This window comes from Arthrobacter pigmenti (assembly GCF_011927905.1).
GTDB lineage: Bacteria > Actinomycetota > Actinomycetes > Actinomycetales > Micrococcaceae > Arthrobacter_D > Arthrobacter_D pigmenti.
In genome coordinates, this window is sequence record NZ_JAATJL010000001.1 from 2812128 (window position 1) to 2835122 (window position 22995).

General features: G+C 65.3%; 21 protein-coding genes. 5 read left to right on the top strand and 16 right to left on the bottom strand.

What is annotated here, in order from left to right:
- Nucleotides 1–25 precede the first annotated feature (25 nt).
- The 3 genes from BJ994_RS13135 to BJ994_RS18195 form a co-directional block, all read right to left on the bottom strand.
- Nucleotides 26–1552: an MFS transporter gene (locus BJ994_RS13135; protein WP_245192294.1), complete on the bottom strand. Its 1527-nt coding sequence runs from the start codon at nt 1550–1552 to the stop codon at nt 26–28.
- A gap of 198 nt (nt 1553–1750) precedes the next feature.
- Complete coding sequence (locus BJ994_RS13140; protein ID WP_167994742.1) at nt 1751–2542, bottom strand: GDSL-type esterase/lipase family protein; 792 nt, start codon at nt 2540–2542, stop codon at nt 1751–1753.
- A gap of 5 nt (nt 2543–2547) precedes the next feature.
- Nucleotides 2548–2772, bottom strand: coding sequence for a hypothetical protein (locus BJ994_RS18195; protein ID WP_167994744.1), 225 nt, complete (start codon nt 2770–2772; stop codon nt 2548–2550).
- A 151-nt stretch (nt 2773–2923) separates the two neighbouring features.
- On the opposite strand from BJ994_RS18195, the gene BJ994_RS13150 reads away from it, so the two are divergent.
- Nucleotides 2924–3907 (top strand): diacylglycerol/lipid kinase family protein, encoded by a 984-nt coding sequence (locus tag BJ994_RS13150; RefSeq protein WP_167994746.1) that lies wholly within the window; start codon nt 2924–2926, stop codon nt 3905–3907.
- Between the two features lie 207 nt (nt 3908–4114).
- Here the strand turns inward: BJ994_RS13150 and BJ994_RS13155 are convergent, their stop codons facing one another.
- From BJ994_RS13155 to BJ994_RS13185, 7 genes are all read right to left on the bottom strand, one after another.
- The gene (locus BJ994_RS13155) at nt 4115–5167 is read right to left on the bottom strand and encodes an SIP domain-containing protein (RefSeq protein ID WP_167996020.1); all 1053 of its coding nucleotides are present in this window, start codon (nt 5165–5167) and stop codon (nt 4115–4117) included.
- A gap of 68 nt (nt 5168–5235) precedes the next feature.
- Nucleotides 5236–6126, bottom strand: coding sequence for an ABC transporter ATP-binding protein (locus BJ994_RS13160; protein ID WP_167994748.1), 891 nt, complete (start codon nt 6124–6126; stop codon nt 5236–5238).
- 1 nt (nt 6127) lies between these two features.
- On the bottom strand, nt 6128–7186 hold the full coding sequence (locus BJ994_RS13165) for a FecCD family ABC transporter permease (RefSeq protein WP_167994750.1): 1059 nt from the start codon (nt 7184–7186) through the stop codon (nt 6128–6130).
- Nucleotides 7183–8229, bottom strand: coding sequence for a FecCD family ABC transporter permease (locus BJ994_RS13170; RefSeq protein ID WP_167994751.1), 1047 nt, complete (start codon nt 8227–8229; stop codon nt 7183–7185). Before BJ994_RS13170 ends, BJ994_RS13165 begins: the two co-directional genes overlap by 4 nt.
- 162 nt (nt 8230–8391) lie before the next feature.
- The gene (locus BJ994_RS13175; RefSeq protein WP_167994752.1) at nt 8392–9381 is read right to left on the bottom strand and encodes a glutathione S-transferase family protein; all 990 of its coding nucleotides are present in this window, start codon (nt 9379–9381) and stop codon (nt 8392–8394) included.
- A gap of 82 nt (nt 9382–9463) precedes the next feature.
- The gene (locus BJ994_RS13180; RefSeq protein ID WP_167994753.1) at nt 9464–9871 is read right to left on the bottom strand and encodes a four-helix bundle copper-binding protein; all 408 of its coding nucleotides are present in this window, start codon (nt 9869–9871) and stop codon (nt 9464–9466) included.
- The gene (locus BJ994_RS13185; RefSeq protein ID WP_342450375.1) at nt 9868–10974 is read right to left on the bottom strand and encodes a YihY/virulence factor BrkB family protein; all 1107 of its coding nucleotides are present in this window, start codon (nt 10972–10974) and stop codon (nt 9868–9870) included. The genes BJ994_RS13180 and BJ994_RS13185 overlap by 4 nt, the downstream gene beginning before the upstream one ends.
- A gap of 130 nt (nt 10975–11104) precedes the next feature.
- Here BJ994_RS13185 and BJ994_RS13190 point away from each other — a divergent pair, with 130 nt between their 5' ends.
- Nucleotides 11105–12139: an NAD-dependent epimerase/dehydratase family protein gene (locus BJ994_RS13190; RefSeq protein ID WP_167994755.1), complete on the top strand. Its 1035-nt coding sequence runs from the start codon at nt 11105–11107 to the stop codon at nt 12137–12139.
- A 4-nt stretch (nt 12140–12143) separates the two neighbouring features.
- On the opposite strand, the gene BJ994_RS13195 is transcribed toward BJ994_RS13190, so the two are convergent.
- From BJ994_RS13195 to BJ994_RS13210, 4 genes are all read right to left on the bottom strand, one after another.
- Nucleotides 12144–13037 carry a carbohydrate ABC transporter permease gene (locus tag BJ994_RS13195; RefSeq protein WP_167994756.1) on the bottom strand — a complete coding sequence of 298 codons (894 nt, stop codon included), beginning with the start codon at nt 13035–13037 and terminating at the stop codon, nt 12144–12146.
- Complete coding sequence (locus tag BJ994_RS13200) at nt 13037–14206, bottom strand: carbohydrate ABC transporter permease (RefSeq protein WP_167994757.1); 1170 nt, start codon at nt 14204–14206, stop codon at nt 13037–13039. Before BJ994_RS13200 ends, BJ994_RS13195 begins: the two co-directional genes overlap by 1 nt.
- 110 nt (nt 14207–14316) lie before the next feature.
- Entirely contained in the window at nt 14317–15567 is a 1251-nt protein-coding gene (locus BJ994_RS13205) for a sugar ABC transporter substrate-binding protein (protein WP_167994758.1), read from the bottom strand.
- 37 nt (nt 15568–15604) lie between these two features.
- Entirely contained in the window at nt 15605–16636 is a 1032-nt protein-coding gene (locus BJ994_RS13210; RefSeq protein ID WP_167994759.1) for a LacI family DNA-binding transcriptional regulator, read from the bottom strand.
- Nucleotides 16637–16789: 153 nt separating this feature from the next.
- Here BJ994_RS13210 and BJ994_RS13215 point away from each other — a divergent pair, with 153 nt between their 5' ends.
- Nucleotides 16790–18658 carry a glycogen debranching N-terminal domain-containing protein gene (locus BJ994_RS13215; protein WP_167994760.1) on the top strand — a complete coding sequence of 623 codons (1869 nt, stop codon included), beginning with the start codon at nt 16790–16792 and terminating at the stop codon, nt 18656–18658.
- 73 nt (nt 18659–18731) lie between these two features.
- On the opposite strand, the gene BJ994_RS13220 is transcribed toward BJ994_RS13215, so the two are convergent.
- Both BJ994_RS13220 and BJ994_RS13225 read right to left on the bottom strand, forming a co-directional pair.
- Entirely contained in the window at nt 18732–19244 is a 513-nt protein-coding gene (locus BJ994_RS13220; protein WP_167994762.1) for a GNAT family N-acetyltransferase, read from the bottom strand.
- The gene (locus BJ994_RS13225; RefSeq protein WP_167994764.1) at nt 19241–20098 is read right to left on the bottom strand and encodes a ribokinase; all 858 of its coding nucleotides are present in this window, start codon (nt 20096–20098) and stop codon (nt 19241–19243) included. The genes BJ994_RS13220 and BJ994_RS13225 overlap by 4 nt, the downstream gene beginning before the upstream one ends.
- Before the next feature lie 247 nt (nt 20099–20345).
- On the opposite strand from BJ994_RS13225, the gene BJ994_RS13230 reads away from it, so the two are divergent.
- Both BJ994_RS13230 and BJ994_RS13235 read left to right on the top strand, forming a co-directional pair.
- A complete protein-coding gene (locus tag BJ994_RS13230; protein ID WP_342450449.1) occupies nt 20346–21749 on the top strand; it encodes an MFS transporter in 1404 nt (467 codons plus the stop codon).
- Complete coding sequence (locus tag BJ994_RS13235; protein WP_167994766.1) at nt 21746–22747, top strand: nucleoside hydrolase; 1002 nt, start codon at nt 21746–21748, stop codon at nt 22745–22747. Before BJ994_RS13230 ends, BJ994_RS13235 begins: the two co-directional genes overlap by 4 nt.
- The last annotated feature ends 248 nt before the right edge of the window (nt 22748–22995 follow it).

The following is a 22995-nucleotide window of genomic DNA, read 5'->3' on the forward strand; positions in this document are numbered from 1 at the left end:
TGGCATAAAAGGCGCGCGGCACGTCTCAGACGCCGGCCGGCTTGCGCTCGCCGTCGGGCTCCAGGTCCAGAGGCAGCTCCGAGTAGTCCAGCAACTCGTTCCTGTGCTGGTTGGCCACCAGGGCCTGTGCCTCCGACTCGGTGTCCACCGACGGCATGGAACCGGGCATTGGCTTACGCGCGGACTCCTTCATGAAGTACACCGTCACCGCGCCCACAATCGAGGTGGCCACGAGGTAGTAGGCAGGCATCATGTCGTCACCGCTCAGGTCCACCAGGCCCTGCATAATGAACGGCGCGGTGCCGCCGAAGATCGCAACCGCGAAGTTGTAGGCGATGCCCATGGCCCCATACCGGCTGGCGGTCGGGAAAAGGGCAGGCAACGACGACGCGAGGATCGAGACATAGAAGGTAACCGGGAAGGCCACCAGCGCAAGTCCGAGCAGGGTGGACCACACCGCTCCCACCTGGAGCAGGAGGAACGCCGGAATCGCAAAGACGATGGTGCTTCCGGATCCGATCCAGAGAACAGGGCGGCGTCCGATGCGGTCCGAAAGACGTCCCGCAAGCGGAATGCACAACGCCATGACCACCAGAACCGGGATGGTGAGGACGGTCCCCTGCAGCGGATCGTAATCGAGAACGCTGGTCAGGTAGGACGGCATATAGGAGGTCAGCGCGTAGCCGACCGTGTTCGCCGCGGCGACCAGCAGCATCGCGATGAGGATGCCGCGCCAGTAGCGGCGGAAGATTCCAAGCGGGCCGTGCGAGACGGCGTCGTCGTTGGTCTGGGCTTCCTTGGCGCCCTCCTCCTGGGCGTCGAGCGTTGCCTGGAATGCCGGCGACTCCTCGATTTTCATCCGGAAGTAGATGGCGATCAGGCCAAGCGGTCCGGCGATCAGGAACGGGATGCGCCAGGCCCAGGCCTCCATGGTGTCCTGCCCGAGCGTGACCTGCAGGATCGAGACCACAACGGCGCCGACGGCGAAGCCCAGGTAGCTGCCCAGGTCAAGGATGCTCGCCAGGAACCCGCGCCGCTTATCCGGCGCGTACTCGCTGACGAAGGTCGTGGCGCCGGCGTATTCGCCGCCCGTGGAGAAACCCTGCAGGATCTTCAGGAACACCAGGAGCGCTGGCGCCAGGAACCCGATCGCCGCATAATCCGGCAGCAGGCCGATCGCGAAGGTTGACGCAGCCATCATGATCAGCGTCCATGCAAGGGTCTTCTGCCTGCCGATCTTGTCGCCGATGTAACCGAAGACGACGCCGCCAAGCGGGCGGAAGATGAACGTCACAGCAAAGGTGCCGAGGGCGAACAGCAGCTGGACTGCGGGATCGGCCTGCGGCAGGAACACTGCACCCATGGTGACGGCGAGGTATCCGAAGACACCGACGTCGTACCACTCCATCGTGTTTCCCACGACGGTGCCGCCGACTGCCTTGCGGAGCGTTGGTTTCTCAACTACCTGGATGTCATCGACGGCGAGCTTGCGTTTCCCGAAGCGTCGGGCGGATCCGCCTTTTGCCGTCTTGGTGGAATAGTGATCGTCCATGGGCATTTGGGCCTTTCGTGAGGTCATTTGCTTGGAACCGAGATCCCTTGCGGGTCATCGCCCGCAAAACAGACCTTCAATTTTAGTGAAATTGCCTCACGAAACCGAACCGGAGCGCCTACATCAGGCCGCTGTTCGCTGGTTGAGCACCGACGCATCCCCATGACCACGCGGGACGGGCATGCGCCGTGTTATTCCTCACACCGCGCTGCGGGTTGCCGGTTTCCACACGGGTTGAACCAGCTGCGGGTACTTCGCTGTCAGCGTGTCGCCCGAGGATTGCCTGCGGAGCCTCCGCCCCACCCAGGGAGCAAGGTATTCCCGCGCCCACACAGCGTCATCCTTGATCTGCGCGAGGCGTGAGCGGGCCGGCCGCGTGTCGAGTTCGGGCACCTCGATGCTGTGCGCCGACTTCAGCACCTCCAGGACCCGCGCCGCCATCAGGGTGTGACCGGCAGTGGCCATATGCATCCGGTCCACGTCCCAGTAGTCCCAGTTCTGGAACTCGCGCATCCGCCAGTAGTCGGCAATCTCGGCATCGTGGCGGTCCGCGATCTCACGCACCAGTTCGTTGTAGATCGCGGTCCGCCCGCGGGTCTTGCCGAACACGGCTGACTTCACGGAATCGAACCCTGTGAACAGGACCACAGCGGCACCGGACCCGCGCAGCCGCGCGATGCCGGCGTCGTACTCCGCCATCAGCGCGTCCAGGTCGATGGAGGGCCGAAGGATGTCATTGGCACCCGCATAGATGGTGACCAGGGTGGGCTGCAGTTTCAGTGCGGCGTCGACCTGCTCGGTCAGGATCTGCCGCATCTTGCGGCCGCGGATGGCCAGGTTGGCGTAGCCCCAGGACGGGTCGGCAAGGATCAGCTGCTCCGCCACGCGGTCCGCCCAGCCGCGCACGCCGTTGGGGCACTCAGCATTCCAGTCCCCTACGCCCTCACTGAATGAATCGCCGAGGGCGACATACCGTTGGGTGAACTCCACCGGGCCTAGTTCTCCTCGTCCTTGTCGCCGTCCTCTTTCGAGGCCTGGTTCCCGGCGTCGTACTCGTGCTGGGTGTGGTGCTCGGTTTCGCCGAACGAGCCGTTGAACCCAGCCGGATCGCCGGTTGGCTGGGCTGAGGGCGGGTTGGGGAAGGTCGGCGAACCGCCGAGATCGTTGCCTTCCTGCGCGGCCTCGTCGGCTGGCTTCGGTGCTTGCTGATCCTTGGTCATGGCTCCTCCTATGCGGCGATTCCTGCGGGCATCCGATGAGTACCGGGACGCTACTTTCGCCCAACCAGCATAGTCGGCGGAGGCGCAGGGCACACCCGGCCTGCGCAGACGCTAAGCTCGGTTACGAATAGCACCTCGTGAGGAGATCAGCATGCCCGAATCCCTGCCGGAGTCCCAACCAGAGCCGGGATCAGGCCGCAAGCGCGCCGCCCTGATCCTCAACCCGGTCAAACCCACCGAGGAGGACATCCGCGGTATCGTCGCGGAACTGAGCGCCCAGGAAGGGTGGGACGAGCCCCTCGTCCTGGAGACAACGGAGGATGACCCGGGGCACGGCCAGGCGCAGGAGGCACTCAAGGCGGGGGTCGACGTCGTTATCGCCGCCGGCGGCGACGGCACCGTACGGTGCGTGGCCGAGGAACTTGCGGGTACGACGACGGCGCTCGGCTTGCTCCCGCTCGGCACCGGCAACCTGCTGGCCCGCAACCTCGACATCGACGTTGACGATCCGCGCTCGGCCGTCGAGGCAGCTCTGACCGGCACGGAGCGGCAGGTGGACGTCGTCTATGTGAATGTGGACCGGGCCCAGGACGCCCACGTCTTCCTGGTCATGGCGGGGCTGGGTTTCGATGCGTCGATCATGGCGGACACCCGGGATGACCTGAAGGACAAGGTGGGCTGGCTCGCCTATGTCGACGCCGGTATCCGCAATCTGCAGGGCAAGCCGTCGAAGGTGAAGATCACGCTCGACGGCGGGAAACGTATGACGCGCCGCCTCCGCAGCGTCATGGGCGGCAACTGCGGAAAGATCATGGGCGGCCTGGAAATCTTCCCGGGCGCGAAGATCGACGACGGGCTGCTGGACATCATGACCGTCGCGCCGAGCGGCGCCTTTGGCTGGTTCGCTGTGCTCGGGAAGCTCGTGGCCCGCGGCAAGGGCAAGGACCCCTCACTCGAGTACTTCCAGTGCAAGGAGGCCGAGGTTGAGGTCGACACGCCGCTGGAGATCCAACTCGACGGCGACGCCCTGGGCAAGGGCAGACACATGGCCTTCCGGGTGGAACCGAACTCACTGAAACTGCGCATGCCCTACGGCAAGAAGGACCCGGCGATCCTCACGAACCCGGAGCCGTAAGCCTGGTTTCTGGCTCTGTCCTGGCCTACCCCCGCGATTACGTGCAGGTCTGAGCCGGATGCAGCTCGCACCGCGGCGTGTCGCGACCGACACGCCGACTGGGGCACTCAATCCTGCACGAAAACGGTTCGGAGACAGGCCACCTCCTGCACGAAAACGGTTCGGACCCAGACGCCCACAGCCGGAAACGGTTCGGACAGAGACCGCTTACAGCTCGGCCTTGCCCTGCCGCCAGTAGCCCATGAATGCAACCTGCTTGCGGTCGATGCCCACGTCCCGCACGAGGTAACGGCGGAGTCCGCGGACGACGGCGGCCTCCCCGGCAATCCACGCGTAGAACGGCAGCGCTCCAGATGGCTTGTCCGGGTTCAGTGAACCGTCGAGGGCTGCGGCGTCGAGCAATTGCGGGGTTTCCCAGAGGATCGTCTTGTCGATGTCGATCTCTTCGGGCTCCGGCCCCGCAGCTCCGCCTGCCGCAGCGCTCAGCGCCTGGGCAGTAGGCGTATCCGCGCCGAGAGCGACGCGGAACGGTGCCGCAAGGGACACCCAACCCGGAACCTTGATCGTTTGGCGGACGGCGGCGTCGAGCAGTTCGCCGTGCGGACGGCCGCTGCGCACCAGCCAACTGATGCCGACGCCGGACGGCGTCTGGATGTCCTGGATGTCCGAGCTGTCGGGCACCTCAAGGAAAGCATGGCCCGCAATGTCTTTCGGCAGCGATTCCAGGATGGCGCTGATCGCCGGAACTGCTGTCTCGTCACCGGCCAGCAGGACGTTCTGTGCCAGACCCGGACGCCACTCGATGCCGCCGTAGGCACCGGCAGTTGCGCATGTCGCGGCGTGCACGTTGGGACCGATCAGCCAGACCCGGTCGCCCGGTGCGGCAGTGGCAGCCCACGACGACGCCGGGCCGCCCTTGCCCTCGGCGTCGAAGTGCATGACGAAGTCCACGTCCAACTCCGGAACCTGGCTGTCACAGCGCGATTCGCGGACCGTGTAGGTGCGCATGTCACCGCGCTCTCGCGGGTCCAGGGCCAGCCACTGCTGGTACCAGGTGCTGCCGCCGTCGGCCATCAGCGCGCCGATATCCACGCCCTCGTTGCCTGCGGGCGGGATCATGACCTTGATCCGGAGATCGAGCGTGGAACCCTGCACGCCGAAGTCCGCCAGGCACGCTCCACCGAAAGTGATCCGCTGGAAGTTGGCGCTGATGCGCTCCACCCGGCTGACCACGACGTCGAACGCCTTAATCGCCGACACCGTTCCCTGGGCCGTGGTTGTTGCCGCGCGGGATTCAGTGCGACTCTGTCGCTTGGTGCTCACTTCGGTCACGATGCTGCCTCCATGGTCAGTGCTCGAATCCCGTCCTGCGGGTTCGCTAAAAAACCCAGGTTCTGCTCCGGGTTGGTCTCTGTTGTGGTTGCGTCCTCGGACGCTGAGTGGTGGCGGCCGATCGGTACGACCATGGGCGTACCGGAAACGGGATCGCCGATGACACGGGACTGCAGCCCGAACACCTCACCGACGGTCTCCTCCGTCACCACGTCCGACGGCGCGCCCTGCGCAACAATGCGTCCGCCCTTCATGGCGATCAGGTGATCGGCGTACCGTGCCGCGAGGTTGAGATCATGCAGCACGATCGCGACGGTGGTTCCGGCACGGCGGTTGAGGTCGGTGATGAGGTCAAGCACCTCGACCTGGTGCGAAACATCAAGGAAGGTTGTCGGCTCATCGAGCAACAGGATGTCTGTCTGCTGGGCCAGTGCCATCGCTATCCAGACCCGCTGCCGCTGACCGCCCGAAAGCTCGTCCACGTTCCGGTCCGCGAGTTCCAGTGTGTCGGTAGCCTGCAGTGCGGCGGCCACGGCGGCGTCGTCGTCCGGGTTCCACTGGCGGAACCAGCCCTGGTGCGGGTAGCGGCCGCGGCCCACGAGGTCGGAAACGGCAATGCCGTCCGGTGCGACGGGCGTCTGCGGGAGAAGGCCGAGCGTTTTGGCAACGGCGCGGGTGGACAGGGAGTGGATGTTCTTTCCATCGAGCAGCACCGAGCCAGACGCCGGTTTGAGCAGCCGCGCGAGCCCGCGCAGCAGCGTGGACTTGCCGCACGCGTTGGCGCCGACAATCACGGTGACCTTGCCCTCGGGCAGTTCGACCGTGAGGTCCTCGACCACGCGGCGGTCCTCATACGCGAGAGTCAGATTCTTGGCGTTCAACCTCATGTCAGCCTCCCTGGCCAGATCGGTTGGATGTTGCTAGTAGCCACAGCAGGAACGGCGCCCCGAGCACACCCGTGATCACGCCCACCGGGAGCGACACATCGGGAATCAGGTTGGCGCCGATGAAGTCGGCAGCGAGAACAATGACCGCACCCACCAGCCCCGCGGTCAGCAACGGGCGGTGACCGTTCAGGAACCTGCGCGCGATCGGCCCGGAGAGGAAAGCGATGAAGGAGACCGGCCCGGCAGCCGCCGTCGCAACCGCCGCCAGCAGGACACCGGTCACAATGAGCGAGAGCCGTGAACGCTCGACATTGACGCCGAGGCCGGCTGCGGTGTCGTCGCCCAGTTCCAGCCCACGCAGCGAGCGGGAGAGTGCAACGACGGCGGGCGCCAGTACCATCAGCGCGAGTGCCAGGACGCTCACGCGGTCCCAGTTGCTGGAGTTCAGCGACCCGTTCAGCCAGACCAGCGCATCCGTTGCGACGTTGATGTCGGTTCGCGTGAGCAGGAAGCTGACCACCGACTGCAGTACCGCCGAGAAGCCGATCCCGACAAGGATGAGCCGGTAACCGGCCACTCCCCCTCGCCGGGAGATGAAATAGATGGCGAGGGCTACTGCGAGCGCCCCGATCATCGCGAACCCTGAGAGCACCAGGCCGGATGCACCGAGCAGCACGATCGCGAACACCGCCGAGGCGCTGGCGCCGTAGCTGATGCCGATGATGTCCGGGCTGGCGAGCGGGTTGCGCAGCATGGTCTGGAAGATTGCGCCAGCCACCCCGAACGCCGCTCCGATCATCACGCCGATGATGACGCGGGGAAGCCGGTTCTCCATCACGATGAAGCTGGCGCCGGGAATGTCGGCTCCGCCGAGGATGCGGAAGAAGTCCGGGATGGTGACCGTATAACGGCCAAGCAGGAGAGTGACGGAGCTGAGGGCAATGACCGCGAAGACGAGGGCACCGATCTTGACCGCGCGCTGAGTGCGGAGATCATGGCGCTTTGGCAGGCGTATTCCGTCATTACTTGAATAGTCAACGGGGGCTTTGGTGAGGCTCATAGCTGTGCCAGCTTCCGGCGTCGTACCAGCCAGATGAAGACCGGGGCGCCGATAACTGCGGTGACGATGCCCACCTGCACCTCACCCGGCGGCAGGATGATGCGGCCGATGATGTCCGCGACGAGCAGCAGGACCGGTGCGAGGATCATCGAGAACGGCAGGATCCAGCGGTAATCCGGGCCGGTGAAGGCGCGGACAACGTGCGGGATGACCAGGCCGACGAAGCCGATCGGGCCGGCAGCCGCCGTCGCTGCCCCGCAGAGGATAACGACGCCGAGGGCGGTCAGCGCACGAGCCAGGACAACGTTCTGGCCTAGTCCGCGGGCAATGTCATCGCCGAGGGAAAGACTGTTGAGCACCTTCCCGGTGAGCAGCGTGAGCAGGAAACCAACGGCGAGGAACGGAATTACCGGACCGATGACCTCCCAGCCACGAGCGGAAACCGAGCCGACCTGCCAGAAGCGGAAGGTGTCGAAGGTCTGTTGGCTGGAGACGAGCACCGCATTGAGCAGCGAGACCATTCCTGCCGATAGTGCGGCGCCGGCGAGCGCGAGCTTGACCGGTGTGGCGCCATCGCGTCCGAGACTGGCGACGGCGTACACCAGCACTGCGGCGGCGGTTGCGCCGAGGAACGCGAACCAGATGTAACCGGTGAAGTTCGTGACGCCGAAGACGAAGATGCCGATCACCACGGCGAGCGCTGCGCCGGCGTTGACGCCCAGGATGCCTGGATCTGCGAGCGGATTGCGTGCAACGCCCTGCATCGCTGCACCGGCAAGTCCGAGGGCCGCTCCAACCAGGAGACCGATAATGGTTCGCGGTACTCGGGAGAGTACGACGGCGTGGTCCCCGTTCGCGGGGTCGAACGCCGTGAGTGCCTGGAAGAGAGTCTCAATGCTGATGGGCCGGGCGCCGATTGCCAACGATGCGAGTGCTGCGAGCAGGAGCACGAGCGACGCGATTGTCAGCTTCAGTCCCCGCGCTGCGGGCCGCTTACGGGCGGGTGCTTCGAGGGTCCGAGGGGAGGCGGCGTCGATGGCCATGCATGCCTCCTTCAAGTCTGTCGAGCTCGGACTTAAGTAAGGCTAGCCTATGCAGGGCGGCATTAAGAAACGGTTCTGTACTCTATTTCGCGCGAAGATTCGTGCACGTCTGGCGACTTCGCCACCCTCGAAGCCGCCAGACGTGCACGAAAGTTCCGAGGGTTACAGTGCCGCGCTTGGCGGTGTTCCGCGTCCGAAGGGGCTTCCGCCCAGACGCTCCCGCTGGTGGTCAGAGTGCCAGTTCTCGAGTGAGGGCCCCTTCGGGACGATCCCGGTGGGATTAATGTCCTCGTGCACCACGTAATAGTGCTTCTTGATCTGGTCGAAATCGACGGTGTCGCCGAACCCCGGCGTCTGGAACAGGTCACGTGCGTAACTCCAAAGCACCGGCATCTCGGTCAGCTTGTTGCGGTTGCATTTGAAGTGCCCGTGGTACACCGGATCGAACCGGACCAGCGTGGTGAACAGTCGCACGTCGGCCTCGGTGATGGTGTCGCCCACGAGGTAGCGCTGGCTCGACAACCGCTCCTCGAGCCAGTCCAGTGCGGTGAACAGGCGGTCGTAGGCGTCCTCGTACGCTTCCTGTGATCCGGCAAAGCCGCACCTGTACACACCATTGTTGATCTCCGTGAAGACCCGCCGGTTCACGGTGTCGATTTCCTCGCGCAGATCCTCGGGATAGAGTTCGGGCGCCCCTTCCCGGTGGTACTCGGTCCACTCGGTGGAAAAGTCGAGCGTGATCTGCGGGAAGTTGTTGGTGACCACCTCGCCGGTATTGACGTCCACTATCGCCGGCACCGTAATCCCGCGCGGGTACCCGGGGTCGCGTTTGAAGTACGCCTCCTGGAGCCGCTCGATTCCGAGCACCGGATCCTTGCCGCCCGGATCCAGGTCGAAGGTCCAGGACCGCTTGTCGTGCGTGGGCCCGGGCGTGCCGAGCGAGATGGCGTTTTCGAGGCCAAGCAGCCGCCGGACGATGATCGAGCGGTTGGCCCACGGGCAGGCACGCGCCGCAATCAGCCGGTACCTGCCCGGCTCCACTGAAAAGCCGTCCGCGCCGTCCCGGGTGATCCGGGTCTCGATGTAGTTCGTGTCGCGCTTGAACTCCTTGCCGGAGTCCACGTAGGCACCCTTGGTGCTGTGCTCGTTCATGGGGACACCTTAATCTGTTCAGATGGGAGCCAGATGAAAGCCAACTGAGCCGACGTCGTCCGCTGAGCTCGTGGAAGTTCCGTTAGGCGAGGCTGTCGAGGAGTACCTGGCAGGCCGCTTCGCAGCGGCGGCATGCTTCGGCGCAGATCCGGCAGTGGTCATGCATGGAAGCGTGCTGCTCGCATTCCTCGGCACAGTTGCGGCAGGCCTGCAGGCACGCTTCGAGGAGCGGCCTGAGCACGCCGGGATGGTGTCCTCCCTGACGTTGGAGCATCCGTACCGTAGCGAGGCAGATGTCCGCGCAGTCCTGGTCGGTCCGGATGCAATGGCGCAGGTCCGCAATGCTTTCCTCGCCGAGGCAGGCGTCGGCGCAGCTTCCGCACGTTGCGACGCAGTCCAAGCAGGCTTCGATGGCTGCTGCCAGATCGCCCGCCTGCAGGTGCCCGGACGGCCTTGGGTGGGCAATGATCATGTCTGCGATGTGGGTCATGGTTTGATCCTTTCTCGGCTTTCCTTCTGGCGGCGGTACTTCTGGCGCAGCTCGCGGCCTTTGTCCACGAGCTCGATCTGCTTGTCCCGCTTCTTGCGTGCCTGCTTGGTGTCCCGTGGGGGAAGCTGCACGGTTTCTTCCGCCTCGATACCGGCCTGCAGTTCGCGTGCGCGCTCAAGTTCGGCGTCGAACTCGGCACCGAAGAGGAGCGACAGGTTAGCCAACCAGAGCCATAGCAGGAAGATGATGACGCCCGCTATTGCCCCGTAGGTTCGCTGGTAGCTGTCCGAAAACGCGACGTAGAGGGAGAACCCTGCGGTGGTGATTGCCAGGACGACCAGGGCGATCAGTGAGCCGACGCTCACCCACTTGAACTTGGGCTGCTTGAGGTTGGGTGCGGCGTAGTAGAGCACGGCGATCATCAGCACCGCGAAGAACACCATGACCGGCCACTTGGCGATATTCCAGATCATGACTGCTGTAGGGCCGAGACCGATCGCGTTACCGACCGCCTCCGCAACCGGCCCGGACAGAATCAGCAGCAGCGCCATCAACACCACCAGAAGGAGCACCACGACGGTGACCAGCAGCATGACGGGGCGCAGCTTGTAGAAGGGACGCCCTTCCTCCACCTCGTACATCCGGTTCATTGCGCGGGCAAAAGCGCCAACGAATCCCGAAGCGGACCAGATGGCGCCGACAAGGCCGATGACGAATGTCAGACCGGCGGCGTTTGAAGAGGCCAACTGCTGAATGGGTTGCCGGAGCGTGGTCTCTGCATCGGGCGACACGTTGGCAAGAATGTTCAGCACCGCATCCGTTGTCGCTTCAGCCTGCCCGAAGAACCCGAGGATGGAGACGAGGGCCAGCAGTGCCGGGAAGATCGCCAGTACTGCGTAGTAGGTTAGCGCCGCGGCGAGGTCTGTGCACTGGTCACGGCTAAACTCGCTGACGGTGCGCTTGAAGACATATCCCCACGCGGGCTTTTTGATGTCCGTTGGATCATCCGGTTTGCGGGAATCATCGGGGTGCGGACTCGATGCAGCCTTGGCCTGTGTGGCCTCCTCCGTCGAATCCGCCTGTGCTGGATCTTTTGTGCTCACCTTCCACCTCCGGTTCGGGATCCGCTTCTTCCACCGAACCATAAGGATACTTAGTATTGCAATGGGTGGTCGAGCGTTTAGTGTGGATTTCAGGCCGCCAGAGACTTTCCAGCCAATCGAAGGGTCCCAAATGCGCATCGCTGTCATCGGAGCAACAGGCAACGTGGGAACGGCGGTCCTGCGACGTCTCCAACAGGCCCGTCAGGAGAATGCGGACATCTCCCTCGTTGGCGTCTCCCGCCGCAAGCCGTCATTGGAGCAACCTCCGTACACCGGGGTTGAATGGCACACCGCCGACGTCGGCACCGATGCTGGCCGGAAAGTCCTCACCGAGGCGCTCAAGGGGGCCGACGCCGTCGTACATCTCGCCTGGGCTATCCAGCCCAACCGCGACGAAGATGCGATGCACCGCACCAACGTAACCGGCACGCAGAACACCCTGCAGGCTGCGGCCGACGCCGGCGTAAGGCACTTTGTCTGCGCGTCGTCCGTGGGTGCCTACAGTCCGGCGCCGAAGGACCAGCGCGTGACCGAGGACTGGCCGACCGGGGGCATCCCGACCTCCCACTACAGCCGTCACAAGGCAGCGCAGGAGGACCTCCTCGATGCATTCGAGCGCGACTACCCCGAAATCCCGGTGGCACGGGTGCGCCCGGGCCTCATCTTCCAGGCGGATGCGGGCGAGGAGATCGGCCGGTTCTTCCTCGGCCCGCTGGTTCCCAAGTCCATCCTGAACAAGTTGAAGATCCCGGTGCTGCCCATTCCGTCGCAACTCATCTTCCAATCGGTGCATGCCGCGGATATGGCTGATGCGTACTGGAGGATCGTGGACCAGCGGGCCTCGGGAGCGTTCAATATTGCCGCTGAACCGGTATTGACTCCCGCACTGGTGGGTGGACTGCTCGGTGCCAAGCGGGTGCTCGATATCCCCGTCTCGGTGCTGCGCGCCGTCGTCGCCGCCTCATGGAGCCTGCACCTGCAGGCGACGGATCCGGGCTGGATCGACATGGCGGCCGGAGCACCGGTAATGAACACGGACCGCGCGCGTACGTTGCTGGGTTGGGAGCCCACGCGGTCCTCGGTTGCGGCGATGCGAGAGGTGATCGACGGGATGGCCGACGGCGCTGGCGTGCATGGGTCGCCGAGCCTGCGTCCCGGGCGGTAGACCCTTACTCCTTCACGGCACCCGCCGATGCGTTCATGATCCGCTTCTGGAACACGAAGAACACGATCGCCACGGGAACCGTCATCAGCGCCGCCGCTGCGAGCTTCAGCGGATACTGGGTGCCCTGACTCAACGCACCGGACGCCAGCTGGGCAACGCCCTTGGTCAGCGTGGTCAACGAGGGATCCTGAGTGGAGATGATGAAGTGGTTGAGCTCGTTCCAGGAACCCTGGAAGGACAGGATCACGATCGTCATGACCGCCGGCCGCGCCATCGGCAGCACCACCGACCAGAACGTGCGGAACGTCCCGGCGCCGTCGATCCGTGCCTGCTCCTCCACGCTGACCGGAATCGATTCGAAGAAGTTCTTCATGATGAACACGCCCGCCGCATCCGCCAGCAGGGGCAGGATCATGCCGGTGTAGGAGTCGTAGATGCCCAGCTGGTTGATGACCAGGAACTTGGGGATCAACAGCACGACGCCGGGCACCGCCATCACCGCGACCAGCAGCGCGAACACAAGACCGCGGCCTCGGAACGGTATACGGGCCAGTGCGTAGCCGGCCAGCGAGTCGAAGAAGACCCGCCCGAGCGTTATGAACACCGTGACGATGAACGAGTTCAGCCCCCACAGCGGGAAGTCGGAATTCGCGAACAACCCCTCGTACGCGGCCACCGTCCAGTTCTGCGGGATGAGGCTGAGCGGGTCCTGGGCGGCCTCGGGCTCCGTTTTGAAGGACGTCGCCACCTGCACCAGGAACGGGAAGATGTAGATGATCGCGAGCGCGATGAGGATGCCGTACGTGATCCACGCGCCGCGGGTTGCCCTGCGCCGCGCAGGCGAGACAGGACGACGGCGGCTCGTCGCTTCCGGGGCGGGTGCGGTTGCCGTGCTCATCAGTGGGTGTCCCTCTTCTCGTCCTTCGGCGCCGCGATGCCGGGTGCGGCTGCGGCGCTGGAACCGCCACTGACCCCGGCGGGCACCATCCGCCGTCGTCGTGGTACATCGCGCTCCCGCAGCGCCCAGCGCTGAACCAGGGTCAGGACCACGATGATCGCGAACAGTACGAACGCGATGGCCGCGCCCACTCCCCACTGTTGGTCAACGAATGCCGAGTTGAAGGACAGGTACGCCGGAGTCAGGGTGGTCTTGGCCGGGCCGCCCTGGGTGCCGGTGTAGATCTGGTCGAAGACCTGCCACGTACCGATGAGCCCGAGCGTCAGCACGGTGAAGAGGGTTGGTCGCAGCATCGGAAGGGTGACGCGACGGAACCGCTGCCAGCCCGTGGCGCCGTCCATCATTGCGGCCTCCTGCACTTCCCCGCTGACGTTCTGCAGCGCGGCAATGAAGAGCAGCATGAACGTTCCCGAAGTGGTGAAGATGGCCATCAGGACAAAGGCCGTCATGGCAACCGATGGCCCGGCGAGCCATTCCCAGCCGCTGATGCCGAGGAAGGCGGGATCCTGGAGGGCATCCGGCGCCTGGTCGAGCCCCACGACTCCCAGCAGGATGTGCAGTACGCCGCGAGGGTCCTGGAACCAGTTGGGACCCTCGATGGCGAAGAAGGACAGCACCTTGTTCACCACGCCGGTTGCGCTGAAGAGGAACAGCCACAGGACCGTGATCGCAACCGAGCTGGTGACGGACGGGAAGTAGAACGCGGTCCGGAAGAATCCGCGACCCTTGAGGATCTGCCGGTTCACCATCACCGCAAGGAAGAGCGAGAGCGCTGTCTGCAGGGGAACAACCAGCACCACGTAGTAGAAGTTGTTCCGTATCGAAGTTCCGAAGTCCCGGCCGATCAGTCCTTCACCGCCGAGGATGGTCGAGTAGTTCTCCGTTCCGACGAAGTTCACGGAACCGGAGAACGGGCTGCCGCGTCCGGTCCAGTCCGAGACGCTCACCCACGCCGCCATCAGGACCGGGATCACGAGGAACAACCCGAGGATCAGGATGATCGGGGCGATGAACAGCCAGCCGGCCAGTCCCTGCCTGCCGCGGATGCTGCCGCGGCGCTGCGGAGCGGACCGCGCCGGTTTTGACTGGGATGCTTGATGGGATGTCATCTGGGAGGCCTCGATCTTTTGCCGCTATTGGTTTCCCGCGGCGGCGCCCTGAGACCCCTTAGACAAGGGATCTCAGGTAAGGGGCGCCGCTGCGAGTCAGTAAGCCGGCATCAGCCGGCGAGCACGGATTCCATCAACGGCTGCACGGATTCGAGGATCTGCTGCGGCTCCGAAGACTCCAGGGACTCCAGCTGCGAGTTCAGCTCCGACAGCACATCCGCCGCACCCTGCTGGGCCGGAAGGTTCTGCGCATACTCGCCTCCCGCAATAAACGCCGCCAGGTCCGGGTACTGCTCGGACCAGTCACTCGCCACCGACTGCAGTGACGGCATCACGCCGAACGCCTCAGCGAACGCGAGCTGGCTCTCCGGTGAGGTGAGGTGCTCCACCAGGGCCTTGGCGCCCTCGACGTTGTCGCTGTCCGCTGCAATCCCCCAGCAGTTGGTGAACTGAAGCGTGCCCTGCCCGCTGGGTCCGGCGGGTAGCTCAGCAACCTGGTAGGCGATGTCCGGGAAGTCATTGGTCATGGCACCGGCAATCCAGTTGCCCTCGATGACCATCGCCGCGAGGCCCTTGCCGAAGGCTTCGCCGCCCCAACCTGCGCCGAGATCCGAGGAGTAGGCGGCAACGCCGTCGGTCATCATCTGCTTCACATAGCCCAGCGCCTCGGCGTTCTCGGGGCTCGCCACGGTGGCTTCGCCGTCGGTCACCAGGCCGCCGCCGGCCTGCGCGGTGAAGACGCCCAGGCGCTGGAACTCGGGGCTGAAGCCCAGCCCGACGACGTCGTCAGTTGTCAGCTGCTCGGCGACAGCGGAGAGTTCGTCCCAGTTGGTGGGGATGTCCTCCTCGGTCAGCCCGGCTTCCTCCCACATGGCGGTGTTGATGATGAGCCCGAGCGTGGAGAAGTCCTTCGGCGCGCAGTACAGCTGGTCCTCGTAGGTGAACGCCTCGCGAAGCGCCGGGTAGTAGTCGTCCTTGTTCTCGAGGTCCTCGCCGTACGGTTCCAGCGAACCGTTAGCTGCGTAGCCGGCGAAGGCGTCGGTGGACAGGTAGAACACGTCGGCGGGCTCTCCGGAGGCGAACCCCTGGCTGAGCTGCTGCGTCAGGTCGGACGCCACGATCACGGATGCCTCCACGCCGGACTCGCTGGCCCAGGCGTCGACGGCGGTGTTGACCGCTTCGGTTTCCGCGTCGCCCGAGGAGCCGATGAGGACGCTCACGGGCGCGTCAGTTGCCTGCGTCTGTTCGCCGCCTTCCTCCGCGGATTCATCGAAGCCCGAGCCGCCACACGCTGTGAGGGCGAGCATCGATGCCGCGGTGATGGCGACAGCGAGCCGCTTTCGGGGATGTGCAGTCTTCATTGTCTGATTCCTTATGTTCTTGTTTTCGGGTGGACGGTCACATGCTGCTGAATGAGTAGGGTGTGCGCTGGATCAGGCTGGGAGGCAGGATCAGGTGCCGCTCGGGGGCGGTCTCCTCATCCCCCTCGGCAAGCTGGTGTGCGAGTACGGAGATCAGGTGCCGCGCTGCGTCTTCCGTGGGCTGGGCAACACTGGAAAGCCCGACGGCGGCGGCCACCGGGGTGTCGTCGAAGCCGATAACGGCGGGCGACCCGTGGCTGGGCAGCAACTGCCGCATCTTCGCCGCTGCACCGAGGGCGAGTGAATCACTGGCACACACGACGGCGGTGGCCCCCTTCCCGACGAGGCGTTCGGCGCCCTGCGCTCCGGCGGGGACGCCGTCGTCGGCCCGGATGTCGAGATTCGCGGTGGGAAGTCCCGCCGACGCCATCGCACGGCTCCAGCCGGTGCGGCGGTCATCACCGGCGCCCGAACCCTCGGGCCAGCCGAGGAAGCCGACGGCGGTGTGGCCCTGGTCGATCAGGACGCGCGTAGCCTGTTCGGTGCCTGCGCCGCCGTCGACATCCACCCAGGGGTGGCGGGACTCGAACGGGTCCTCGACGCTGCTCCAGGGCCGGCCGAACGCGGCGAAGGGCACCTCGTTCTCGAGGAGCCACGCGGTGCGGTCATCGCCGTAGTGGGTGCCGGTGAGGACGAAGCCGTCAAGGTCAGCGACCTTGAGGAGATCCTCGTACTGGCGGATCTCATCGGCGTCCGAGTCCGCGCAGAACAGGGTGAGCCGGTAGCCCTCCTGCTGGGCGGCTTCGGTGAGCGCGTGCAGGAAGCGGTCCAGGATGGAGCCGTTGATCCCATCCACCACCGGCATCATGCGGATGCCGAGGTTCATGGACCGGCGGGTGCGCAGCTGGCGGGCGGCCGCGCTGGGACGGTAGCCGCTCTCCATGATGGCGTTCTGCACGCGCAGGCGGGTCTCCGGCTTCACCCGGTGCGGGGCGTTGATCACGTTGGACACGGTTTGCCGCGAGACACCGAGGGAGTCAGCCAGGCTGACGAGCGTGGTTTTTGCCATACTGTTTCCTTCCGCCTTCGAGTGGTTACTGGTTTACAGAATATGAACGTTCAAATATGATGTCAATCACTAATTTGAACGATCAAATAACGACGACGGCGCTAAGCTCGAGGTAACGCCCACCTGTCCGTTATGGAATGAGGAGCACCTTACGTGGCGTATCTACAGCCCTTCCTGCACAACCTCACCGGCGTCTTCAGTGCTCCCGTCCAGGCGTGGGCTGATCCGTACGGCCAGATTCGGAGCAACGGAGCGCAGGGCATCCACTGCGGAGATGATCGTGTAATCCGTTCCGCGGTGCTCACGGTCAACGGCGAGGAACCGGACTGGGTCTCAACCCAGGTGCGCTCTGCCCAACAGGTTGATTACCTGCACTTCGTCCGGGTCCAGTCACAGGTGGCCGATCCGCTGATGTACCTCACCCGCACCCGCACCGCGGACGCTCGCGGCATCTCCGAACAGCTGCGGATCGAATCCGCGTACAACTTCCTGGTCCGGCTTGAGGTGCAGCTCGTCCTGGAGGCAGACAACACGCCCATGGAGCAGGTGAAGTCCGGCGTGAGCGGTGGCCCGGTCGCCGTGACCGGGCCGCGGTGGAACTGGCGCAACGATGCCACTACCGCTTCCCTTGAGGCACCCGGCGCGCACACTGATTACGAGCGCGGCCGCATCGCCCTGACCTGGAACGTGGACGTGGAGCCCGGCGCCGTCGTCGTACTCCCCTGGCGGCTATCGGTGTCGGACACGAGCGCGCCGATGGTGGCGCCGCGCGGACCAGGACTTTCGGTTCCGGCTGTCACGGGCCACGCTGCCCAGCGGCTGATGGAACGCTCGATCTCTGACCTGAACGGTTTGCGCATGGCAACCGCCGCCCACCCTGATGATACGTTCCTGGCCGCGGGGGCTCCCTGGTTCTTCACCATGTTCGGGCGGGATTCGCTCATCTCTGCACGCCTGCTGCTGCCGGTGGACACCCGGTTGGCGGGCAGCACGCTGCGCGCCCTGGGTGCGCGGCAGGGAGACTCCACCGATCCTGAAACTGCCGAGCAGCCCGGGAAAATTCTTCACGAGGTGCGCCGCGGCACGCTCTCCTTCAGCGAGGGCGGCTCGGGCGTATCCCTGCCACCGGTTTACTTCGGCACCATCGACGCCACTCCCCTGTGGATCTGCCTGCTGCATGATGCCTGGCAGGCCGGGCTTCCGGCGTCGGAAGTCGAGGGTTTACTCGACCAACTCGACGCGGCGCTCGTCTGGCTGCGCGACCACGGCGATTCCGACGGCGACGGCTTCCTTGAGTACCAGGACGAAAGTGGGCACGGGCTCGCGAACCAGGGGTGGAAGGATTCCGGGGACTCGATCCGCTGGCATGACGGCTCGCTCGCTGATGGCCCGATTGCCCTGGCCGAGGTGCAGGCGTACGCGTACGAGGCTGCGATGGGCGGGGCTGCGCTGCTCGACGCGTTCGGGCGGCCCGGTGGAGATGACTGGCGCGGCTACGCGGAGAAACTGCAGCTGCGGTTCCGTGAGGCGTTCTGGTGCACGGATTCTTTTGGCCCTTACCCTGCGATCGCGTTGGACGCTTCCAAGCGAGCGGTCGACGGCGTCACCAGCAACATGGGCCACCTCCTTGGCACGGGCATTCTGAATGAGGAGGAGCAGTCGCACGTGGTCCGCCGGCTCATGGACCCCACGATGTTCTCCGGTTACGGGATCCGCACGGTATCCACCACCAACGGCGGGTTCTGGCCCACGCGGTACCACGCGGGTTCGGTGTGGAGCCATGACACCGGCATGATCATCAGCGGCCTGGTGAAGGACGGGTTTGCGGAGGAGGCGGCCGTGGTCGCAACTGGTCTGCTCCGTGCTGCTGAAGGCTTCGACTGGCGGCTGCCCGAACTGTTCTCGGGGCACTCGGCGGAAGACATGTGGCCGCCGGTGCCCTACCCGGCGTCGTGCCGTCCGCAGGCGTGGGCGGCGGCGTCGGCGGTGCCGATCGCGAGGGCGCTCGGAGCGCTCTCTTAGGTATCGACTCTCCCCAAATGGTCGTTCTGAACACTCAAAAGTGCTCCAGAACGACCATTTGGGGAGAATCGATTTAGAGCGCGTGGCGGAAGACCCAGAGGTTCCTTTCGGTCCCGTCGAAGCTCCAGTCCCGCTCCGGCATCCGCTCGAACCCGAGCGATTCGTAAAGCCGGTGCGCGGGCACCATATAGGAGGCGCTGGTGAGCACGACGGCGTCGATCCCGTCGAGCGCGCGGGCCCGGTCCAGTATCCACTCGACCATCGCACGGCCCACGCCATTGCCCTGCGCAGCAGGATCCACCGCGAGCATCCGAAATTCAAGCTCCTTCTCCCGCGCGACCTCCGTGTACGGCTCACCCGCGCCGGTGAGCATGACGGTGCCGGTTGGTCCGCCGTCGTAATCGGCCAGCCAGACCTGAGCCGACTCGGCCCGGCGCTCAACGTCAGCAAGAATCCGCAGGTAAGGGTGCGCCTCATCGACGTGCCCCGCCGCCAGGTACGCATCGAGCGTGATCCGGCGAACCGCGTCGAAGTCTTCCCTGGATGCCAACCGGAACGAAAGCTTTGCTTCAAGCTTGGTGCTCATCGGGCGGCCTCAATGCGGGCATCCTCGATGTACCGGGCGAGCGGCGCCAGGTCCGGCTGCGAGGACAACTGGCCCACCGCATCCGCACCCACCGCGTTTGCCACGCCCAGTGCTTCCTCGTCGGCGAGGCCGTTCCGCAACGCCAACACCAGCGCTGCGCAGAAGGCGTCGCCGGCGCCGATGGTGTTGACCACCTTCGCCTTCCGCCCGGGAGCCCGGGCCGCGAGCTGACCGTCCCGATACAGCGCAGAACCTTCGGCACCGTAGGTCACCGCCACGAGCTTCGCTGAGGCCAGTTCCGGGATGAGCTCATATTCAGTTTCGTTCACGATCACCAGGTCGCAGCGCTCCACCAGCTCCGCCGGGAGGGATTGCGCCGGAGCAGCATTCAGAGCGAAGAAACCCGGATGGCTGCGGGAGGCTTCAACCACGACGTCGACGCCGATCTCCAGTTGGCACAGGAGCATCTGGTCCTCGGCGAAGTCGACGCCGTCAACGGAGACCTCGCTATTGGCGCCCGGGCAGACGACAATCTGGTTCTCCCCCTTCGCGTCCACCACGATCAACGCGGTTCCGGTCGGCGAGCTGCGGTGCGCGACCTTCGTGATGTCCACGCCCGCGGAGGCGAGGGACTCGAGCATCAGACGGCCGGCGTCGTCGTCGCCCACTGCACCGATAAGCTGCGCCGATCCGGCGAGCCGCGCGGCAGCAACGGCCTGGTTGGCACCCTTCCCGCCGGGCTGCTGCGTGAGCGTGCCGTCGCCGATCGTTTCACCGGCGGTCGGCAGGCGTTCGGCTGTGGCGATGATGTCGAGGTTGATGCTGCCGAGCACGGTCAGGCTGGAGTTGGTCATGGGGATTCCTTGGGGGTTGAAGCGTCAGGACTGCCGGATGGCCAGCTGGCCGGCCCGAGCGGGCATGCGGGCTTCCCGGACGACTGTGCGGTGGCCCAGTTCGTGGAAGGTACTGAGATATTACGCGATCTTCGCCACACGTTGTACTTGCGCGTCATACATGGTTGTATAACAACCTGTATCCTAGTGACACGCCCTGAACGAAACAAAGGAGTTTGCCGTGCTCACAACACCCTCGGCGTCGCCGGTGGCCGAAGAAGCCTCATCAACACGACGAAGCCCGAAAGCCTCCATCCTCATCACGACGCTCCTCCTGGGCGTCCTCTCGTTCCAGCTCAACGCGAGCATGGTCACCCCCGCGCTTCCGCAGATCGGTGCAGATTTCGACGCCGATTCCGCCGCGGTTGCGCAGGTCCAGTCCATGTTTTTCCTCGCGGGTGCGATCTCCGGGCCCATCATGGGCAGGTGGAGCGACTTCCTCGGCCGCCGCCGTGCCCTGCTGCTGGTCCTCGGCGTGATGGCCGCCGGTACCGTGCTCTGTCTGCTGGCCCCAACGCTTCCGCTGCTGATCGTCGGCCGCTTCCTGCAGGGCGTCTCCAGTGCGATCTTCGCCCTCGCGTACATCGTGCTGCGTGAGAACCTCGACTCGCGCATGTTCGGAACCTCCGTGGGAATTCTCGCCGCGGTCAACGGCGGAGTGGCCGGCTTCGACGGCTACGTCGGCGGGCTCATGACCGAAGCGTTCGGCTTCCGGTCGATCTTCCTCGTAGTGCTGGGCCTCACCGCGATCGCGGCCGTCTGCATCCTGGCCGTCGTCCCAGGCGGGCGGGCGCCGTCGTCGTCCTCGACCGGGCGCATGGACTGGTGGGGTGCAGCGTTCCTCTCCGTGTTCCTCGTGTGCCTGAGCTACTTCGTGACCACCGGATCCGCCGCGGGATGGGCCTCGGTCCAGACGCTCCTGCTGGGCGTGGCGACGGTCGCCGCCTTCGCATGCTTCTACTTCCTGGAAAAGCGTAGGTCTTCGCCGCTGATCGCCGTGCATCACCTCCGTTCGCGGAACGTATGGACCGTCATCGCCACCACCGTGCTCACGCTGACCGGCATCTTCGCGATCATGAACTTCACGGTGGTCCTCCTCAGCCAGGATGCCGAGAACGGTTTCGGGCTGACCGCATCACTTTCGGCGCTACTGTTCCTGACACCGGCTGCGCTCATCGGCGTCTTCGCTGCTCCCCTGGCGGGCTGGCTGACCAGCCGGACGGGGTGGATCAAGACCCTGCGCATCGGCTCGGCCATGAGCCTGGCGTGCGCAATCGCAGCCGCCCTGTTCGCCGATAACCAGTGGGCGGTCCTGGCGGCCGTGGCAGCGCTCGGCATCTTCTACAACGGGTTCTTCCTCACCGCGGTCAACGGCCTCTCGGTCCTGCTCTCGCCCAAGGATGCGCCTGGAGCCCTGCCTGGGCTCAACGGTGCCTCCTTCGGCACGGGCGCGAGCCTCGGCGTCGCGCTCGTGGCCCCGTTCGCCGGTCTCGGCACTGAAGGGGGCTACGTCGTCGCGCTCTGGATTTCCGTTGGGGTCACCGCGGCAGCCTTCCTGGTCAGCCTGCTGGTGCCAGCTCCCCGTGAAGATTCCCAGAAAGGCACGCTGTGAACTCTCCTGCGAAATTACCGTTCTTCCTGGATTGCGACACCGGGATCGACGATGCCCTCGCCCTCGCCTACCTGCTCGCCACACCGTCCGTTGACCTGCGCGGCATCGGTACGGTGAGTGGAAACGTGTCAGCCTCGGTGGGTGCAGAGAACACGCTGAAGCTGCTCTCCATGGCAGGCTTTTCCACGATTCCGGTGGCGGTGGGCCTGCACCACCCGCAGGCCGGCGAGTTCGGCGGCGGTGCGCCGCACGTCCACGGGCACGACGGCGTGGGCGGGGTCTTCCTTCCCGGCTCCGGGTCAGCGGTGGTCACCGAAACGGCTGCCGAGATGCTGGTTCGCCTCGCGCACGAGCACGCCGGTTCGCTGCGTGTGCTGGCGATCGGACCCCTGACGAACATCGCCGAAGCGCTGCGCCTGGATCCGCGCCTGCCGGAACTGGTCGCGGAAATCACGATCATGGGCGGCGCCGCGCTGGTTCCCGGAAACATCAGCGCCGTGGCCGAGGCGAACATCAGGAACGACCCGGAAGCCGCACGGGAGGTTTTCGCGGCGCCCTGGAGCATCACGCTGGTGCCGCTGGATGTCACGATGTCCAACGCCCTGGAGGAAGAGCACGCAACCCAGTTGCTCGCCTCATCCTTGCCGCTGGTTCACGCCCTTGGCGAGATGCTGGCGCACTACAGCGGCTTCTACGAGGGGATTTTCGGGCGGCGCTGCTGTGCAATGCACGATCCCCTTGCGGCCGCGATCGCCGTCGGAAGTGTGGCGCTGCGTACCGCCCCGGTGGTTTCCGTGGACGTCGACACCACTTCCGGTCCCGGCCGCGGGCAGACGGTGTGCGACCTGCGGGGACAGTACCTCGGTTACCCGGTGCAGGCCGGGGCGCACTGCCGCGTAGTGCTCGAGCTTGAGGAGCAGTTCGCGCCGCACTTGGTCGAGCGGCTGCTCTCGATGGCGCCAGCCCCTGCCGCCAAGCCAGCGCCCGCTGCCGTCTAACGCCCGTGCACCCGTGCACCCGTGCACTCGAGAAACTGCCCGCACGTTCAGGGCTGCCGGTTCGAAGCGGCAGTTCTGAACCTACGGGCAGTTTCTATTCCGGCGCGGCGAAGAAGGGCAGAGCCTCGGTGGCGGAATATCGCCGGGGCGATTGCCGGAGGCAGTCGTACCCGAGTCCTGCCGTCAAACAGAGCGATGGATTGTGGCGAATAACTGGTAGCAGCGCGGCGTCCCACGATCATTGACTG

Excerpts from the sequence above, each read along its gene's own strand:
- BJ994_RS13135 (WP_245192294.1), bottom strand. The coding sequence starts at position 1,552 with ATGGACGATCACTATTCCACCAAGACGGCAAAAGGCGGATCCGCCCGA.
- BJ994_RS18195 (WP_167994744.1), bottom strand. The coding sequence starts at position 2,772 with ATGACCAAGGATCAGCAAGCACCGAAGCCAGCCGACGAGGCCGCGCAG.
- BJ994_RS13150 (WP_167994746.1), top strand. The coding sequence starts at position 2,924 with ATGCCCGAATCCCTGCCGGAGTCCCAACCAGAGCCGGGATCAGGCCGC.
- BJ994_RS13160 (WP_167994748.1), bottom strand. The coding sequence starts at position 6,126 with ATGAGGTTGAACGCCAAGAATCTGACTCTCGCGTATGAGGACCGCCGC.
- BJ994_RS13165 (WP_167994750.1), bottom strand. The coding sequence starts at position 7,186 with ATGAGCCTCACCAAAGCCCCCGTTGACTATTCAAGTAATGACGGAATA.
- BJ994_RS13170 (WP_167994751.1), bottom strand. The coding sequence starts at position 8,229 with ATGGCCATCGACGCCGCCTCCCCTCGGACCCTCGAAGCACCCGCCCGT.
- BJ994_RS13175 (WP_167994752.1), bottom strand. The coding sequence starts at position 9,381 with ATGAACGAGCACAGCACCAAGGGTGCCTACGTGGACTCCGGCAAGGAG.
- BJ994_RS13180 (WP_167994753.1), bottom strand. The coding sequence starts at position 9,871 with ATGACCCACATCGCAGACATGATCATTGCCCACCCAAGGCCGTCCGGG.
- BJ994_RS13190 (WP_167994755.1), top strand. The coding sequence starts at position 11,105 with ATGCGCATCGCTGTCATCGGAGCAACAGGCAACGTGGGAACGGCGGTC.
- BJ994_RS13195 (WP_167994756.1), bottom strand. The coding sequence starts at position 13,037 with ATGAGCACGGCAACCGCACCCGCCCCGGAAGCGACGAGCCGCCGTCGT.
- BJ994_RS13200 (WP_167994757.1), bottom strand. The coding sequence starts at position 14,206 with ATGACATCCCATCAAGCATCCCAGTCAAAACCGGCGCGGTCCGCTCCG.
- BJ994_RS13205 (WP_167994758.1), bottom strand. The coding sequence starts at position 15,567 with ATGAAGACTGCACATCCCCGAAAGCGGCTCGCTGTCGCCATCACCGCG.
- BJ994_RS13210 (WP_167994759.1), bottom strand. The coding sequence starts at position 16,636 with ATGGCAAAAACCACGCTCGTCAGCCTGGCTGACTCCCTCGGTGTCTCG.
- BJ994_RS13220 (WP_167994762.1), bottom strand. The coding sequence starts at position 19,244 with ATGAGCACCAAGCTTGAAGCAAAGCTTTCGTTCCGGTTGGCATCCAGG.
- BJ994_RS13225 (WP_167994764.1), bottom strand. The coding sequence starts at position 20,098 with ATGACCAACTCCAGCCTGACCGTGCTCGGCAGCATCAACCTCGACATC.